This window comes from Riemerella anatipestifer, from assembly GCF_009670965.2.
In the GTDB taxonomy this organism is placed as follows: domain Bacteria; phylum Bacteroidota; class Bacteroidia; order Flavobacteriales; family Weeksellaceae; genus Riemerella; species Riemerella anatipestifer_B.
The window spans coordinates 319,394-336,962 of sequence record NZ_CP073239.1 but is presented as its reverse complement, the minus strand read 5'-3'; the positions used below and the strand labels follow the sequence as shown (position 1 = coordinate 336,962).

Genomic DNA, 17,569 nt, shown 5'->3' with positions numbered 1-17,569 from the left:
TAGCTTAGTATGGCTTTAGATGGTCTTCGGAGGGGTGTTATGCAAAACCTAGTGAGGTCTTGCTAAAAACGGTGCGAGAAGTTTATAAAAACCTCGCACCGTTTTTAGTAAAATCGTGCGAGGTTTTTGGCAATCTTGTGCGAGGTTTTTTCAGAAGGTCTGCAAGAAAAAAAATACTTTGATGCATTTGGAATAAATAACGGTAGGTAAAATTTATCCTAAATAACCAAAAAATTGTATCTTGGCTCATCAAAATTAAATATCTAAAAAGTAAAAATATGTCGGAACTAACATTTGCTGAAAAAATTGCGAAAGCACAAAATTTTTTGCCCATCAATGGGACAGATTACATAGAACTTTATGTAGGTAATGCCAAACAAGCAGCTCACTTCTACAAAACAGCGTTTGGATTTCAGTCCGTAGCTTATGCTGGACCAGAAACGGGCGTAAGAGATAGAGCTTCTTATGTCTTACAACAAGGAAAAATCAGATTAGTTTTAACTTCTGGGTTAAACTCTAACTCGCCTATCTGTGAACACCAAAAAAAACACGGAGATGGGGTTAAAGTATTGGCACTTTGGGTAGATGATGCCTATGCTGCATTTGAAGAAACCACCAAAAGAGGCGGTAAACCTTATCTGGAACCCGTTACACTTACCGATGAGTTCGGAGAAGTAAGAATGTCGGGTATCTACACTTATGGGGAAACGGTGCATATGTTCGTGGAAAGAAAAAACTACACAGGTCCATTTATGCCAGGATACGAAAAATGGGAAAGCGATTATAACCCTTCAGATGTAGGCTTACTTCATGTGGACCACTGTGTGGGAAATGTAGATTGGAACAGAATGCTCCCAGTAGTTAAGTGGTATGAAGAGGTGCTAGGCTTTGTTAATATTCTTAGCTTTGATGACAAGCAAATCAATACGGAGTATTCTGCGTTGATGTCTAAAGTAATGGCAAATGGTAATGGCTATGCTAAATTCCCAATTAACGAACCTGCCGAGGGTAAAAAGAAATCTCAAGTGGAAGAATATCTAGACTTCTACGAAGGCGAAGGAGTGCAACATATTGCGGTAGCTACCAAAGATATTATAAAAACCGTTTCCGAACTTAAAGCCAAAGGAGTAGAGTTTCTATCAGCACCACCAAATGCCTATTACGAAATGGTACCAGAGCGTGTGGGGCATATAGACGAAGACCTTAAAAAACTGCAAGAACTAGGCATCTTAATAGACCACGATGAGGAAGGCTACCTTCTCCAAATATTTACTAAACCTGTGGAAGACCGCCCAACGCTCTTCTTTGAAATTATTGAAAGACACGGAGCACAGAGCTTTGGTGCAGGTAATTTCAAAGCCCTTTTTGAAGCCTTAGAAAAAGAACAAGCGAGAAGAGGTAATCTCTAAAATAAACATCAATACAATACACTTTAATCTGTGTACTGTATTTTTTAAATGATATAAATAATGAAAAAAATAATTGCATTAGGCTTTGTTATTGCCTCTTTCGGTATTAAAGCACAGAATTTCGGTACACTCAACGCTATTTTAGACCGTTTAGAAGAAAGAAGAGGCTTTAACCAAGATTTAAGTGGAGTAAACCTAGACGGTAAAAAGTTTGTTTCCATAAAAGATTTTGAAGACAGAACAGAGCGAGAATTTATTGTGTTTACCAATGATAAAGTGAATTATATAGAACTATTAGATGCCAAGTCTGATGATAAAACCTCTTCCAAAGTCTATGATGGTGATTTTATTAGAAAGAAAAACATTGTTTCTATAAGAGCCGATAAATTAGAAGGAAAAAAGATACCTATTGCGGTTACTAAAACCCTAATGCTAAATAGAGAGAAAGAAATTCTCTACCTAATAGACATCAACACAAAACAACGCTGGATAGATGAACAATCTATCACAAAACAACCTGTAAAAAAATAAACTATGAAATCATTTGTAAATTATAACGAACAGTCCGATTTTTCTATTTATAACATTCCGTTTGGGGTGGCGGTTTTCAATCACGAGTATATTGCTTGTGCTACTAGAATAGGTGATTTGGTAATAGACCTAGCTTCACTTTACGATTATGGCTACTTTGACGATATAGAAGGCTTAACCGAAAATGTTTTTGAAGGCTATACCCTAAACGATTTTATAGAGCTAGGCAAACCTGTAACCACCGTTGTTAGAGAAAGAATACAAGAGTTGCTTTTAGAAGGTTCTAAACTTTCTAAAGATGAAAAAGTGATAGAAGAATGCTTTTATGATTTAGATGAGGTGGAAATGTTGATGCCGGTGCATATCCCTAACTATACTGATTTTTACAGCAGTATAGAACACGCTACCAATGTTGGAAAAATGTTCCGTGACCCAGAAAATGCCCTTTTACCTAATTGGAAACATGTTCCAGTAGGATATCACGGCAGGGCTTCGTCTATTGTAACTTCGGGAGTGGATTTTCATAGACCGAAAGGGCAAATGAAACCTGCGGACGCCAACCAACCGATATTTGGAGCATCTAAACAGTTAGATTTTGAGCTAGAGATGGCTTTTATAGTTAATAAGAATACAGAGATGGGCGAAAGTATTTCTACCAAAGATGCGGAGGACTCCATTTTCGGAATGGTACTGTTTAATGACTGGTCGGCTAGGGATATTCAGAGTTGGGAGTATGTGCCGCTAGGTCCGTTTTTAGGGAAAAACTTCTGTTCGTCCATATCGCCTTGGGTGGTTACGTTAGAGGCTTTAGAACCGTTTAGAACTACCTCTCCTAAGCAAGAACCAGAGGTGTTACCTTACCTAAAGTTTGAAGGCGATAAAAATTTTGATATTGCTTTAGAAGTTTACCTATCTCCTGAAAATGGAGCGGAGAACCTTATTTGCCAGTCTAATTTCAAGTATATGTATTGGAATATGGCTCAGCAGTTGGCACATCATACCGTTAATGGTTGTAATGTAGAGGTGGGAGATATGTATGCTTCGGGAACTATTTCGGGTAAAGAACCGAGTAGTTTTGGCTCTATGCTAGAACTTACTTGGAGAGGGCAAAATCCTTTAATACTTTCAGACGGTAGCGAAAGGAAATTTATAGAGGACGGCGATACCATCACGATGAGAGGTTTCGCCCAAAAAGAACATATTAGAGTAGGTTTTGGTGAAGTAAAAACCAAAGTGTTACCAGCTAAAATATAAAACTAAAGTGCCCTAAAAGAAAATTTTAGGGCAGTTTTTTATGCTTTGTATAGGTTTGTTAAACAAGTCGAATGTTATCAAAATCTCTAAAACCGTTGAGGAAATCTTTTACCGGCATTCTCTTTTTACCTTGTAGTTGTAGTTCTTCAGGGAAATAGATACCGTCTTTAGTATAGATTTTAAAACTATTTTTGGTTATTTCAATCTCTCCGGCTTGGTGAGAATGTTCAGATGGTTGAAAGTAACCTTTGTAAATTTTAAGCGATTTTTCTTCTTCTCCAATTTTGATGTTGGTAAAAGCAGTAGGGTAGGGAGATAGACCTCGTACAAAGTTATGCAGATTCACTCCTGTGTCGTTCCAATTGATTCTGGTGTCTTCTTTAAAGATTTTGAAAGCATTTTTAGGTTCGGCTACAATGGGTTGAGGTTGCTCTGTAATACTATTAGCAGATAAGCCGTCTAGGGTTTCTACAATGAGTTCGCCACCTATGGTCATAAGTCTGTCGTGTAGGCTTCCTGCGTCTTCATCAGGAGCAATACTTAGTTCTTTTTGCAGGAGAATGTTACCCTCATCTATTTTTTCGTTGATGAAAAAAGTAGTAACACCTGTGGTGGTTTCTCCATTGATAATAGCGAAATTGATAGGAGCTGCACCTCTGTAATCAGGCAATAATGAAGCGTGCAGGTTAAAAGTACCCAAACGAGGAATTTCAAACAAAACTTTCGGCATCATACGGAACGCCACCACTACGAAAACATCGGCTTCTAGTTGTTTCATTGCTTCTAGAAAGTCAGGATTTCTAAGTTTTTCTGGCTGATAGATGGGCAGACCTTGCTCTAGTGCATATTCTTTAACAGGCGAAGCTGTTATTTTTTGACCTCTTCCGCTGGCTTTATCGGCTACTGTAACTACACCTACTACTTGATGTTGAGAGTGATGTATGGCTTCTAAGTTATGTTTAGCAAAATCTGGTGTTCCGAAGAATACTACTTTTAAAGGTTTTGTCATGAGTTTATTGTATAAGTTTTATAGTTAAGCATTTTAATTTTATCGGTATCTAGCAGAAGAATCACTTGTTCTAATAGCTTTTCTCTCGATAGATGTGGTATCTGTGCCGAGAGGTCTTCTAAAGTACAAGGTCTTATTGCTAAAACTTTGAGTATCGGGTTTTGGGCAGAAGATAGCGAGGTTTTACGAGACAAACAAACCGAGCATTGCCCACAATTTTGAGCCTTTTTCTCTCCGAAATAAGATAATATCATTTTCATTTTGCAATACTTTTCGGATTGAACAAAAAACTTCATTTCTTCCCATTTCTGAACTTTGTTTTTTTGTATTTCCAGAAAAAGATGCCACCATTTACCACCAAAACTTGCATTATCTCTAGGAATAAGAAATCTAATACTAGCTAAAGCCCCATCTATATAGTTAATATAGTCTTTGTCGGCAAGTTCTAGGAGGCGTTGCTTTAGTACAGTAGGGTTGGTGTTGATTTTATGAGCTAAATGCTCTTCTCTAAAGCTAACTTTATGATGCGAAAATCCAGATAGATGTCTTAACAACATTTCTATAAAATAGGCATCTTGAGAAGCTAGACTTTCAAAGTCTTCCACCTCTATGTTTAACTCTATGCTAGATTTAGATTTAAGGTTGTTATAATAGATGACTTCTTGATTATGCAGGAAGCTCAAAATATTTTTAAGCGAGGCTAAAGGTATTTTGGTAAGCCGTTGCCATTGTCTAATGTTAAACTGAAAAGTCTGTTCAGGAAGTTCAAAATCAGCTATCTGAAATAAAGAATAGAGGTAAGATATAGCCTTTTTAAAACTCTCTTTGTTAGGAATTTGTTGTTTGAGTATTTCGTCAGAATTAGAAAGTTCATACTTGTTCCATAACAAATAAGCGAAGGCAGGTTCGCCATCTCTACCTCCTCTCCCGATTTCTTGGTAATAGTTTTCTACCGAACTAGGTGGAGATAGGTGTATCACATATCGTACATTATCTTTGTCTATGCCCATTCCAAAAGCGTTGGTAGCCACTAGAACTCCATTGTTAGAATGCAACCACTGATTCTGTTTTTGGTGTTTTTCTTTAAGTGGCAGTCCAGCGTGGTAAAAATCAACATTAGGAATTCCATTATGTTGCAGGAACTCGGTGAGTTGTTGAGTTTCCTTTCTCGTAGAAGCGTATATAATTCCCGAATAAGGGTGGTTTTTTACCAAATTTAAAATTCTAGAATATTTGTCGGAACATTCTTCTGTGTGTATTTTAATATTTGTCCGTTCAAAACTCTTTTGAAATATCTGTGGTGTTTTTAGATTGAGTTTAGACTTAATATCCTCTAATACCTTTGGAGTAGCCGTAGCTGTAAGGGCTAAAACGGGCAAATCTTTCAGTCGGTCTTTTCTAAATTTATAGATGTTTTGGTAGCTTGGGCGAAAGTCTTGTCCCCACTCGGAGATACAATGGGCTTCGTCCACCGCTAAAAAAGAGACTTTAATTTCTTCTATTTTTTGAAGAAAAAGGCTGTTGGTAAGCCTTTCGGGAGATACAAATAGTATTTTGGTAGTTCCCTCAATACAAAGTGAATAGATTTGTTCTGCTTGGGCTTCGTCTAATTCTGAACTCAGATATTCGGCTTCTATACCTTTGCTTTTTAGTTGATATACTTGGTCTTTCATTAGAGCCAAAAGTGGAGAAACCACAATGCAAGTACCTTCTAAAACTAATGCAGGGAGCTGATAACACAAAGATTTTCCGCCTCCTGTAGGCAAGAGAGCGAAAGTATCCTGCCCCATAATGATAGAGCTGATAATTTCTTCCTGTGGTTCTCTAAACTCTTGATAGCCCCAAAAATGGGCAAGTGTATCATAGAGTAGTTTAGTGATATGTTCGGGTAGGAGAGGCATTGTGTAATCTATTCTGCCTCAAAATTACGCTAAAATACCTACTCTTACAAAAAATATAAGGATTGAAATTACTAGAACTTCAATCCTTATATTAAGAAAATTTATACTATGAGATTTAGAACTTTAAATCACCATTGACTTCTCTTACTGCATTAGCTGCCGTAACGAATTTTTCTTTTTCAGCGTCTGTTAAAGATATTTCTACGATTTTTTCAACCCCATTTTTACCAATAATTACAGGTACGCCTAGGCAGATGTCGTTTTGTCCGTATTCTCCGTTAAGCATTACAGAACACGGAATCATTTTTTTCTGGTCGCAAGCAATAGCTTGAACAATAGTAGATACTGCCGCTCCTGGTGCATACCAAGCAGAAGTTCCTAATAATTTAGTAAGGGTAGCACCACCTACCTTAGTTTCTTCTACTACATAGTTTTGTTTTTCTTCGTTTAAGAATTCAGAAACAGATACTCCGTTTCTTGTTGCTTTACTTATTAGAGGAAGCATACCTGTGTCAGAGTGAGCTGCGATAACCATACCGTCTACATCAGAGATAGGGCATTCTAGGGCTTCTGCCAATCTGTATTTGAATCTAGCACTATCCAAAGCACCACCCATACCGATGATTCTCTCTTTAGGAAGACCAGAAGTTTTGTGAACAAGGTAAGCCATAGTATCCATAGGGTTAGATACTACGATAATAATTACATTAGGAGAGTGCTTAATTAAGTTTTCTGTAACTTCTTTAACGATACCTGCATTGATGCCGATAAGCTCCTCTCTCGTCATACCTGGCTTTCTAGGAATACCAGAGGTAATTACAGCCACTTGAGACCCTGCTGTTTTAGAATAATCAGAAGTAGAGCCTGTAATTTTAGTATCAAAACCATTAAGTGATGCGGTCTGCATCAAATCCATTGCTTTACCCTCTGCAAAACCTTCTTTGATGTCTACTAATACAACTTCTGAACAGAAGTTTTTCATTGCGATATACTCAGCACAGCTAGCTCCTACAGCTCCTGCTCCTACTACGGTAACTTTCATAATATTTTTATTTTTGATTTATAATTTGTTCTTTTTGATAGTTCCCAAATTTACAACTATTAGTTTTTATAGCCAAAAAATAAAGAGGCTTATTGTTCTTCCTCAAAGTAAAGGCGGTAGAATTTTCCTTTTTCATCTTGCCCTGTTTCTATCATTTTACGGTCGCCGTGTACATAGATATGGAAGTTTTTATCCAGTTTTATCACACTTTTAAAGTGTCTTTGCTGTTTTTTTACAGCGGTAGGATTGATAGCGAAGGCTTCGGAAATAGACATTTGGGTGTCTTGCTCATAGTCGGTTTTAAAGTTGATGAAACTCTCTACAATGTTTTCGTCTTGCAATACTTCTTGACTGAATTCTTCAAAATCAAATTGCTCCTTTTCTTTAAAGAAATTGATGGATTTGTTAAGGAAATCGGCTTGGTCTGCTTTAGTTACTTCAAACTCTTGAGGCAGTTGTTTGGTAATGTAATCTTTGTAGACGGAAAGCGTTTCTTGAGTGTGAAAATAGTCGTCTTCTCTTTGTCTTACCTTTAAAAAATCTTCAAACCAATAGTACAAATCTCCATTTTTGTTGTTATCCACTACAGAAACTACATAGCCTAATTCTTTATTATTGTTGTAGATAATGGCTCCTTTGTCTAGTTTAGAAAGTCCAATGCCGTAGTCTTTTTCAATGAGGTAGTCATCGTCTTCGTTGGCATTTATTTTAAGGAAAGGCTCTTTTCGTTCTGTTTTAAAAATCCCTATGGAGTCTATTTTTCCTGCATCGGTTTCTTCGCCTTCAAAATAAACAATAAAGAGTTCGCCACTTTGTACACGAGGGTTTTCAGTAATTTCGTAGAGGTGTTTTGCTATATTTTCGGATTCCCACTGAAATTTTGCAGGGTCTTCAAAAATTTCCGAAATAGAACTGTATATAGGGTTGTTAGAAAGATAAGTATCACTATAAAACTGAAATTGCTCTTCGGATTTAAAAGCCTTTAAAAAAAACTCTTCTAGTTGTTCTTTCATATCATCTTCTAGCTCCAAACACTGCGAAGATAAAAACAGATTTTCCTGATTGATTTTATTTCCTACTTTATGAACAATAATTTTTGAAAACATTCGCTCTAATTTTTAATGCAAATATACACTTATAGAATTAGAGTTTCTCAGCCCATTGCTTATTTTAAAATAGTTTAACTTTAATGAGATTGAGATATAGGCATAATATTTCCCTACTAATGACTTATTTTAAGATGGTTTTGGTAAAACCCAATGCTCTTTTGTACCGCTAAATAAGCCTGTATCAATTAAAATCGGCTTTATTTATATTAAAATCTCTTGGTGAGAAAGTTAAAACAAGACAGATTGTCCTAAACCACAATGGCGGGAAAGTTAAAACAACCTTGCGAGAACTAAATACCACTTGTGAGAAAGTTAAAACAAGACAAATTGTCCTAAACCACAATAGAGGGAAAGTTAAAACAACCTTGCGAGAACTAAATACCACTTGTGAGAAAGTTAAAACAAGACAAATTGTCCTAAACCACAATAGAGGGAAAGTTAAAACAACCTTGCGAGAACTAAATACTACTTGTGAGAAAGCTAAAACAAGATGATTTATTCTAAAAATACTCTTGAGGTAACTTTTTTCTAACGAAAAAACGGCTACTCTAGAGCAGCCGTTCAGTATAGATGTATTATTATTATTTAGATTTCTCTTCTCTTGGAGGTTTTGGGAGGAGTACTTTTCTAGAAAGTTTCATTTTCTTACGGTCATCGTATCCCATAAATTTCACTTCTACCACATCTCCTTCTTTGTAAGGTACTTTGTCGGTTCTCTTCCAATCAATCTCCGAAATGTGTAAAAGTCCCTCTGTACCTTTAGCTAGCTGAACGAAAGCACCAAAGTCCATCACTTTTACTACTTTACCCTGGTAAACTTCTCCAACTATTGGAATGAAAGTGATTTCGTTGATTTGAGCGATAGCTGCATTTATCTTTTCTCTATCAGTTCCAGATATTTCTATGTAGCCTATTTCACCCTTTTCCTCTATGGTAATTACAGTGCCTGTTTCTTTTTGCATCTGCTGGATTACCTTACCACCAGGTCCTATTACAGCACCAATGAAGTCTTTAGGGATTTCCATCATTACCATCTTAGGTGCGTGAGGCTTAACATCTGCTCTAGGTTCAGAAATTGTTTTAAGCATTTCCCCAAGGATATGAAGTCTTCCGTTTTTAGCCTGCATTAGAGCCTGCTCCATAATATCCATTGTAAGCCCTTGGATTTTAATGTCCATTTGACAAGCTGTGATACCGTTTTCTGTACCAGTTACTTTAAAGTCCATATCTCCTAGATGGTCTTCGTCGCCTAAGATGTCAGATAGTACCGTCCATTTTCCAGACTCTTTATCGGTAATAAGCCCCATAGCGATACCAGAAACAGGTTTTCTCATCGGGATACCTGCATCCATAAGCGCTAGTGTACCAGCACATACCGTAGCCATAGAAGACGAACCATTAGATTCTAAAATGTCCGAAACAATACGAATAGTATATGGCGTTTCCTCTGGAATCATCACTTTTAAAGCTCTTTGAGCCAAGTTACCGTGTCCAACTTCTCTTCTAGAAGTACCTCTAAGTGGTCTAGCTTCACCTGTTGAAAATGGTGGGAAGTTATAGTGTAGATAAAATCTTTCGTCGTGTTGAGTGATAACGCTGTCAATTCTGTTAGCGTCCATAAGAGAGCCTAAAGTAACCGTAGTAAGCGATTGAGTTTCGCCTCTAGTAAATACAGAAGAACCGTGTGCGGCAGGAAGATAATCTACTTCACTCCAAATAGGACGAATTTGTTGGTTGTTTCTTCCATCTAAACGGATATTTTCGTTCAAGATAAGTTGGCGTACAGCTTCTTTTTGTACATCGTGGAAGTAAACTTTAGCTAAATCTGCTTTTTCTTCTAATTCTTCTTCTGTATATTGTGCTAAAAATTCCTCTACTACTGCCGAGAATTTCTCTCCTCTTTCTTCTTTTGCACTAGGGTTTTTAGCGATGTCGTAATACTTTTGGTAAGCATAATCCCAGATTTGTTTTTTTAATTCTTCATCGTGGGTTTCGTGGCAATATTCTCTTTTTGGGAAGGCTTTACCCACTTTTTGAGCCAATCTTTCTTGAGCTTCTACTTGTGTTTTAATTTCTTGATGAGCAAAAGTAATAGCTTCTAGCATTTCCTGCTCGGTAATTTCGTCCATCTCACCTTCTACCATTACGATAGAGTCTTTAGTAGCTCCTACCATAATATCTAGTTCCACGCCACTTTGTAGAGTTTCCCAACTAGGATTGATGCTAAGAACGCCGTCTTTTTTGATGACTCTAACTTCCGAAAATGGTCCGTTGAAAGGAATATCTGTAATCGCAATAGCGGCTGATGCAGCAAGACCAGCTAATGAGTCTGGCATTACTTTTTCGTCGTAAGAGATAAGAGAAATCATTACTTGAACTTCCGCATGGAAATCGCTAGGGAATAATGGTCTGATAACCCTGTCTACTAGACGCATTGTAAGAACTTCATCATCAGAAGGTTTTGCTTCTCTTCTGAAAAAGTTACCTGGGATTCTTCCTGCAGCTCCAAATTTTTCTCTATAATCTACGGTAAGAGGCAAGAAATCTACACCAGGGTTAGCTTCTTTAGCGGCTACTACTGTTGCTAGTAGCATAGTGCCTCCCATTTTTACAACTACGGCTCCATCAGCTTGTTTAGCTAATTTACCTGTTTCAATAGTGATTTCTCTGCCGTCTTTCAGCAGAATGGTTTCGGTGATTGCTTGTGGTGCATTCATAAAAATTAAAATGTTAATGTATTGGAGCGTTATCTCCAATGTTTATCTGCGTTACTTCTTTAGGCAGATATGGTTAATATTCTTTTAACTGTCTTGTTTGCAAAGTTAATACTTTTTTATAGACTAAGATTAATAAACTTTAAACAAGTTCTTAGAACTTTCTTAGTTATATTAAAAAACAAAAGCAACTCAAATAAGAGTTGCTTCTGATGTCTTTTTGGACTGATTATTTTCTTAATCCTAGTTCAGCAATAATTGCTCTATATCTTTCGATATCTTTGTTTTTAAGATAATCTAATAATCTCTTTCTTTTACCTACCATCTTAACAAGTGATTTCTCAGTAGCGAAGTCCTTGTGATTAGACTTTAAGTGCTGAGATAGGTGGTTAATTCTGTAAGTGAAAAGAGCGATTTGCCCTTCTGTACTACCTGTGTCCTGTGCAGATTTTCCGTGCTTTGCGAAGATTTCTGCCTTTTTTTCTTTAGTTAAATACATTCCAATATTATTTAATGATTATTATGTATGAGGTTGCAAATTTAGTATTTTTTTTTGTATCCCACAACAAGTATTTGCAGTAGTGTCTTTTTAGTTTTTAAAAACCCTTTTCAGCCCTAAATTCTATACTCTATTTTTATTTTATTTTCTCTATTTTTACGCTCTAAAAACAAAGGTATATGTATCTTATTTTTGACACGGAAACTACGGGATTACCAAAGAATTTTAATGCTCCATTATCAGATTCGGATAACTGGCCGAGAATGGTGCAGATTGCTTGGCAGCTGCACGATGAAGAGGGTAATTTAGTAGAAAATCAAGATTATATCATCAAGCCAGAGGGTTATGATATTCCGTTCAATGCTACTAGGATACACGGGATTTCTACTAAAATGGCTCACGAGCAAGGGCGAGATTTGGTGGAAGTTTTAGAAGAGTTTAGAGAAGTCCTAAAAAAAACAAAGATAGTCGCTGGACACAATATTGAGTTTGATTATAATATTGTAGGGGCGGAATTTTATAGAAAGTCTATAGAAAATGTGTTAGAAAAAATTCCATCTGCCGATACTATGGCACTTGGGACAGACTACTGTCAGCTTGGAGGAGGTAGGAACGGAAAGTATAAACCGCCTAAATTGGAAGAGCTTTACGAAAAACTCTATGGTGAAAAATTTGATGAAGCTCACAATGCTGCTGCCGATGTAAATGCCACGGCACAAGTCTTTTTTGAAATGATGCGTGTTGGGATTATTCCTGCGGAAACGCTTAAAATTTCGGAAGAGCAGCTTAAGGTTTATCAAGAAAACCACCCGAGTCCTATTCGTCCGTTTGCGATTGTTATCAGGAGGCAAGTAGAGGACTTTAATAAAAAGAAAAAAAGAACCGATTTTGGCGATATTAGTGAGATTGAACTCGGTGATTATTTCAATTTTCATAATCATAGTATCTTTTCATCTTTACAGTCTACCACTTCCATAGGAGATTTGATTGATAAGGCTAAAAATAATCAGTTTCCTGCTGTTGGTATGGTAGATTTAGGCAATATGATGGGGGCTTTCAAATTCGTTTCTGATGTAGAAAAATACAATTCTGGCGTTAAAAAAACTCATCAAGAATATTTAGTAAATAAACAAAAAGCGGAAGAAGAAGGTGTAGATTTCAATGAAAATGCCCCAGAATCTAAAGAACTTATGGCGGTATTGGGCTGCGAATTTTATATTTCTGACCGTCCAGAGCAAAAACAATTTACCAAAGACGACCCTGACAGAAGAACTAATGTTGTACTTCTCGCTAAAAACTTTAATGGTTATAAAAATTTAGCGAAGTTGTCTAGTTTAGGATATGTTAATGGTTTTTATTTTGGTGTACCTAGGGTATCTAGGGAGATGGTGGCACAGTACAAAGAAGATGTTATTGCGGTAACATCGGGTATTTATGGAGATATTCCAGATGCTATTTTGAATTTTGGTGAGCAAAAAGGAGAAGAACGATTTAAGTGGTGGAAGGAAACTTTCGGTGGGGATTTCTATGTTCAGCTTCAAAATCACGGTTTGCAAGAAGAGGAGCATTTGAATGAGGTTTTGCTAGATTTTGCAGATAGATACAATGTGAAAATTTTAGCCCAAAATGAAACTTTTTATACTGATAAATCTGATGCTAATATTCAAGATATTGTAAGTTGTATCAAAGATGGCGAAAAGCTATCCACACCAGTAGGGAAAGGCTTTGGCAAGAGAAAAGGATTGAGGTCTCAAGAGTTTTACATCAAAGATGCAGAGGAACTTAAGCAGTGCTTTAGACAGTATCCAGACGCTTTTGAGGCTTATACAGAATTGTTGTCAAAATTTGAACCTTATACTCTTAAAAGAGATGTTTTGTTGCCTAAATTTGATATTCCAGAAGAGTTTCAATCTGAGGAAGATTTGAAAGACGGTGGCAAAAGGGGAGAAAATGCCTATCTGCGACACCTTACCTATGAAGGAGCTAAGAAGCGTTATGATGAAATTACTGATGATATAAGAGAAAGGCTAGATTTTGAGCTAGAAATTATTGCTAATACAGGCTATCCAGGGTATTTCTTGATTGTTCAAGATTTTTGTAACGAAGCTAGAAAGATGGGGGTATGGGTAGGTCCTGGTAGGGGTTCGGCGGCGGGTTCGGCGGTGGCTTATTGTATTGGGATTACCAATGTAGACCCTATAAAATATGACCTCCTTTTTGAGCGTTTTTTAAATCCTGAAAGAATTTCAATGCCCGATATTGATATTGATTTTGATGATGAAGGAAGGGATAGAATCATTAAATGGGTTATTGATAAATACGGTAAATCTAATGTAGCACAGATTATTACCTACTCTGTTTTGGGAGGTAAATCGGCAATTAAAGATGCGGGTAGGGTGCTAGATGTTCCTATTCCAGAAACCAATAATATTGCGAAACTTGTGCCTTCTGTACCAGGAATGAACATTGCTAAGGCTTTGTCTAAATACGATAAACTTAAAGATGAAGATAAAGTTTTGGTTGATGAAATGAAGGCGGTTTTAGACAATCCTAACGACCAGCGTTTCCCCGTGTTAGATTCGGCGAAAAAAATGGAAGGTTGCATTAGAAATACAGGAATCCACGCTTGTGGAGTGATTATTACACCTGAAGATATTTCTAATTTGGTGCCTATCTCGATAGCGGCTAAAGATGCCGATATTTTGGTCTCTCAGTTTGATAACTCGGTGGCAGAAAGTGCGGGGCTTTTAAAAATGGACTTTTTAGGGCTGAGGACTTTAACTATCATTAAAGATGCGCTTAAACTCGTAAAAGAAAGGCACGGTATAGACATCAATCCAGATGAAATTTCTTTAGATGATGCTAAGACCTATCAACTTTTTAAAGAGGGAAGAACCATAGGGATTTTCCAATACGAAAGCCCTGGTATGCAGAAATATATGAGGGAGTTAAAGCCTACCGTTTTTGCGGATTTAATTGCGATGAATGCCTTGTATCGTCCAGGTCCAATTAAGTATATTCCTAACTTTATCAATCGTAAACACGGGGTTGAAGAAATTATTTACGACCTCCCAGAGACCGAAGAATACCTTAAAGAAACTTACGGAATTACTGTTTATCAGGAGCAGGTAATGCTTTTGTCTCAAAAATTGGCAAACTTTACCAAAGGTGAAGCAGATACTTTGAGGAAGGCTATGGGGAAAAAACAGATAGATGTTCTTAATAAGATGTACCCTAAGTTTATAGAAGGTGGTAAAAAGAATAATCTAGACGAAGAAAAACTTAATAAAATCTGGAACGACTGGAAGGCGTTTGCGGAATATGCATTTAACAAATCTCACTCTACTTGTTATGCACTTATTGCTTATCAAACGGCGTTTTTAAAGGCAAATTATCCAGCCGAGTATATGGCGAGTGTGATGAGTAATAACATTAACAACACGGCACAAATCACAATGTTTATGGAAGATTGTAGAGCTATGGGTGTAGATGTTTTAGGACCAGATGTTAATGAAAGTCAGTATAAATTTTCGGTGAATGATAAAGGACAGATAAGGTTTGGTTTAGGGGCGATAAAGGGTATTGGCGAAGGTCCTAGTGAAGCGATTAGTCAAGAGAGAGCGAAAGGAAAATTTAAAAATATCTATGACTTCTTTGAAAGAGTAACCCCGTCACAAGTGAATAAAAGAGTGGTGGAGAGTTTGGTAATGGCAGGAGCGTTTGATGAGGTGGATACCTACCATAGAGCACAATATTTTGATATTGATAACTCTGGTAAAACTAATATAGAGAAACTCATTAGATATGGACAAAGTTTCCAAGAAAGTAAAAATGAGGTAGAAAACTCTCTTTTTGCAGATTTCGCAGAAGAAATACAAATAGAACAGCCTAAAATAGCACCAGCTATGGAGTGGCAAAATATGCATAAACTCAATAAAGAGAAAGAAATTATTGGGTTCTATCTATCGGCTCACCCTTTAGATGAGTATAAATATCAGTTTCGCTTTATACAAGGTGAGTTGAGTAAAAAGGAAGTTTTGTCTCAAAAAGATGAAATCTTAGAAGAGTTGCAATCTATCCCGAAAGAATCGGTGTTAATAGAAGATACAGAAGATGAACCAGATTTAGCGGTAGACTTAGATTTAGTAGAAGGTGAAGATGGTGAAATAATGGAGGAGGAAGTTAAGAATGTAGAACCTAAAGGCAGTTTTAATTTTTTAAACTTAGATGAAGTAGAAGCCTTTAAAGATAGTATTGCAAGTAGCATAAATCCTAATTTATTCTCTGAAAAAGAGGCGTGGAAAGAGTTAAGGAAAATTAATGATGCGGCTAAAGAATATACAGTAGCAGGGCTAATTACCGAATATACCATAAGAGATGGTAAAAATAGTGGCGAAAAAATTGCATTTTTGACCTTGGAAGATTATAGTGGGTCGTATGGTTTTCGTTTAGGCGATAGAGATTATATGCGCCTTAGGGAAAAATTGGCTTTACAAAGGTTTGTAATTATTAAGATAAAAATGGTAATTTCCAAAGACGGTAGGGTTTTTGTGAATATAAATGAAGTGATAGACCTTAAAGATGCTTTTGAAAAATATGCAAAATCACTATCCATTGTGGCGGATATTACTGATATTAGAAGAGCGGATATTGAATTCTTCCAAAACGATTTACTCTCTCATCAGGGAGAGCATAAGTTAAGTTTTTATCTTAAAAATCCTAACGATGAAACGGAGCTGGAACTACCATCAATACAGAAGAAAATCAACATAAGTGCAGAACTCTTGTATAAAATTCAGCAGTATAATAAGTATCAGATATTTCTTAATTAAAATGATAGTTAATTCATTTATTCGATTTTATAGAAGATGAAGAAAGCGAAAGAGAATGAAAAAAAAGAGTTGTTAAGTTTACAAAATTGGAGAAGTACACCTTCAACTAATAATAGAGTTGCAACAATAGAAGATGTTGAAAATGGGAGTGCAGTATTTGTTGTTGAAAATGTAAGTTCAATTAATATTAAACCATATAAAATTGAATTACCGAAGCTAGCGTATTGGAATGATATTGAGCATGGTCAAAGGGAGTTGGTTGTAATAATTCAAGTAGAAGAAACTCCAGAAGGAATAATTACTGGTTATAAAGATTTTGAAGGGAAATATGGAGCAGGATTTTTTTATGAATTTGAAATTTTGAGTGAGGAGCAAATTAAAACCCTACAATAAAAGTACGAACACTGTTTTATCTGATAGGATTCTTACATAGTTTTGTTAAATTTCTAATCAAAATTGTGGTGAGTGTCGTCGTTTTTATTTCGGTTCCAAATCCACAGACCTATGCTAATGCCTATTGCTCCAGCTACTCCGTTCATTAAAGCTCTTTCCAGTTGGTCTGGAGCATCAGAGTTGCCTATGTAGTTCATTAAAAATACAACAATAAATGTAAGGATAACAATGAGGTAAAATCTAGGGTTTTTAAAATCCATATCTTTATCTTAATTTGTATGAAATCATAATACCGCCTCTGTAAGGAATCCATTCTCCACTTTTATTCCATTTTCCAGAGTGACTCTCATATCTTTTCAAGAAATGTGGTGGTTCCTCTGTTGGTTCGTAACCGTGATAAAAGCCCTGTGAAGTTCCTCCACCTAAGAAAAAGTCTATATTCCATTTATCTTTCCATTGGTATTGGTATCCAACTACAGCACCTATCATATAATTAAATCCTCTTTGATATTTTTTTGTGTCAAGGTAATTCCATTTGGTCATATCAAAAACTCCGCCTCCAACATTTGCTCCAACATACCAACCATTAAATGCTTCCTTAAAATAATATCTACCTTCCAAATGTCCCATGTAAATTTGCATATGATTGCCAAATGCAGATTTCCAAGGTGAAATAAGGATATCTCCCTGTATAGTGTACTTGGGTGCTAATTGATACTCTAGTCCTCCATTGAGGATGGATAGCGGTAGAGTGAGGACGTTTCCTTTAATATATAAAGATTTAGACTTTGTTGTATTTGTCTCTTCTTGGGTAGACTGTGCTGGTGTTAGAGTTGTCAAACCTAAAAAAAGTATAATGGCTATATTTTTCATAAT

13 protein-coding genes are annotated in these 17,569 nt (G+C 36.4%); 5 read left to right on the top strand and 8 right to left on the bottom strand.

Annotated features, from left to right (window positions below; translation table 11 throughout):
• The first annotated feature begins 278 nt into the window (after window positions 1-278).
• The 3 genes from hppD to fahA are packed head-to-tail and all read left to right on the top strand — an operon-like array spanning window position 279 to window position 3,194.
• Window positions 279-1,409: a 4-hydroxyphenylpyruvate dioxygenase gene (gene hppD, locus D1J36_RS01550; RefSeq protein WP_154137177.1), complete on the top strand. Its 1,131-nt coding sequence runs from the start codon at window positions 279-281 to the stop codon at window positions 1,407-1,409.
• Window positions 1,410-1,469: 60 nt separating this feature from the next.
• Entirely contained in the window at window positions 1,470-1,940 is a 471-nt protein-coding gene (locus D1J36_RS01545) for a hypothetical protein (protein WP_154137176.1), read from the top strand.
• A gap of 3 nt (window positions 1,941-1,943) precedes the next feature.
• On the top strand, window positions 1,944-3,194 hold the full coding sequence (fahA, locus tag D1J36_RS01540) for a fumarylacetoacetase (protein WP_154137175.1): 1,251 nt from the start codon (window positions 1,944-1,946) through the stop codon (window positions 3,192-3,194).
• Between the two features lie 58 nt (window positions 3,195-3,252).
• On the opposite strand, the gene fmt is transcribed toward fahA, so the two are convergent.
• The 6 genes from fmt to rpsO form a co-directional block, all read right to left on the bottom strand.
• Window positions 3,253-4,203 carry a methionyl-tRNA formyltransferase gene (gene fmt, locus D1J36_RS01535; RefSeq protein ID WP_154137174.1) on the bottom strand — a complete coding sequence of 317 codons (951 nt, stop codon included), beginning with the start codon at window positions 4,201-4,203 and terminating at the stop codon, window positions 3,253-3,255.
• The gene (locus D1J36_RS01530; protein WP_154137173.1) at window positions 4,200-6,104 is read right to left on the bottom strand and encodes a RecQ family ATP-dependent DNA helicase; all 1,905 of its coding nucleotides are present in this window, start codon (window positions 6,102-6,104) and stop codon (window positions 4,200-4,202) included. The genes fmt and D1J36_RS01530 overlap by 4 nt, the downstream gene beginning before the upstream one ends.
• Before the next feature lie 115 nt (window positions 6,105-6,219).
• Window positions 6,220-7,146, bottom strand: coding sequence for a malate dehydrogenase (locus tag D1J36_RS01525; protein ID WP_014938185.1), 927 nt, complete (start codon window positions 7,144-7,146; stop codon window positions 6,220-6,222).
• Between the two features lie 89 nt (window positions 7,147-7,235).
• Window positions 7,236-8,252 (bottom strand): nucleoid-associated protein, encoded by a 1,017-nt coding sequence (locus D1J36_RS01520; RefSeq protein WP_014938186.1) that lies wholly within the window; start codon window positions 8,250-8,252, stop codon window positions 7,236-7,238.
• Window positions 8,253-8,836: 584 nt separating this feature from the next.
• Window positions 8,837-10,972: a polyribonucleotide nucleotidyltransferase gene (locus D1J36_RS01515; RefSeq protein WP_014938187.1), complete on the bottom strand. Its 2,136-nt coding sequence runs from the start codon at window positions 10,970-10,972 to the stop codon at window positions 8,837-8,839.
• Window positions 10,973-11,198: 226 nt separating this feature from the next.
• Window positions 11,199-11,468 carry a 30S ribosomal protein S15 gene (rpsO, locus tag D1J36_RS01510; RefSeq protein WP_154137172.1) on the bottom strand — a complete coding sequence of 90 codons (270 nt, stop codon included), beginning with the start codon at window positions 11,466-11,468 and terminating at the stop codon, window positions 11,199-11,201.
• 179 nt (window positions 11,469-11,647) lie between these two features.
• Between rpsO and dnaE the strand changes: the two genes are divergently transcribed.
• On the top strand, window positions 11,648-16,300 hold the full coding sequence (dnaE, locus tag D1J36_RS01505) for a DNA polymerase III subunit alpha (protein ID WP_154137171.1): 4,653 nt from the start codon (window positions 11,648-11,650) through the stop codon (window positions 16,298-16,300).
• A 36-nt stretch (window positions 16,301-16,336) separates the two neighbouring features.
• Window positions 16,337-16,693: a hypothetical protein gene (locus D1J36_RS01500; protein ID WP_154137170.1), complete on the top strand. Its 357-nt coding sequence runs from the start codon at window positions 16,337-16,339 to the stop codon at window positions 16,691-16,693.
• Window positions 16,694-16,746: 53 nt separating this feature from the next.
• On the opposite strand, the gene D1J36_RS01495 is transcribed toward D1J36_RS01500, so the two are convergent.
• Together D1J36_RS01495 and D1J36_RS01490 are read right to left on the bottom strand one after the other, a co-directional pair.
• Window positions 16,747-16,953, bottom strand: a complete 207-nt coding sequence (locus tag D1J36_RS01495) for a hypothetical protein (protein WP_154137169.1) — start codon at window positions 16,951-16,953, stop codon at window positions 16,747-16,749.
• A gap of 4 nt (window positions 16,954-16,957) precedes the next feature.
• Complete coding sequence (locus tag D1J36_RS01490) at window positions 16,958-17,566, bottom strand: DUF3575 domain-containing protein (RefSeq protein WP_154137168.1); 609 nt, start codon at window positions 17,564-17,566, stop codon at window positions 16,958-16,960.
• Between the last annotated feature and the right edge of the window lie 3 nt (window positions 17,567-17,569).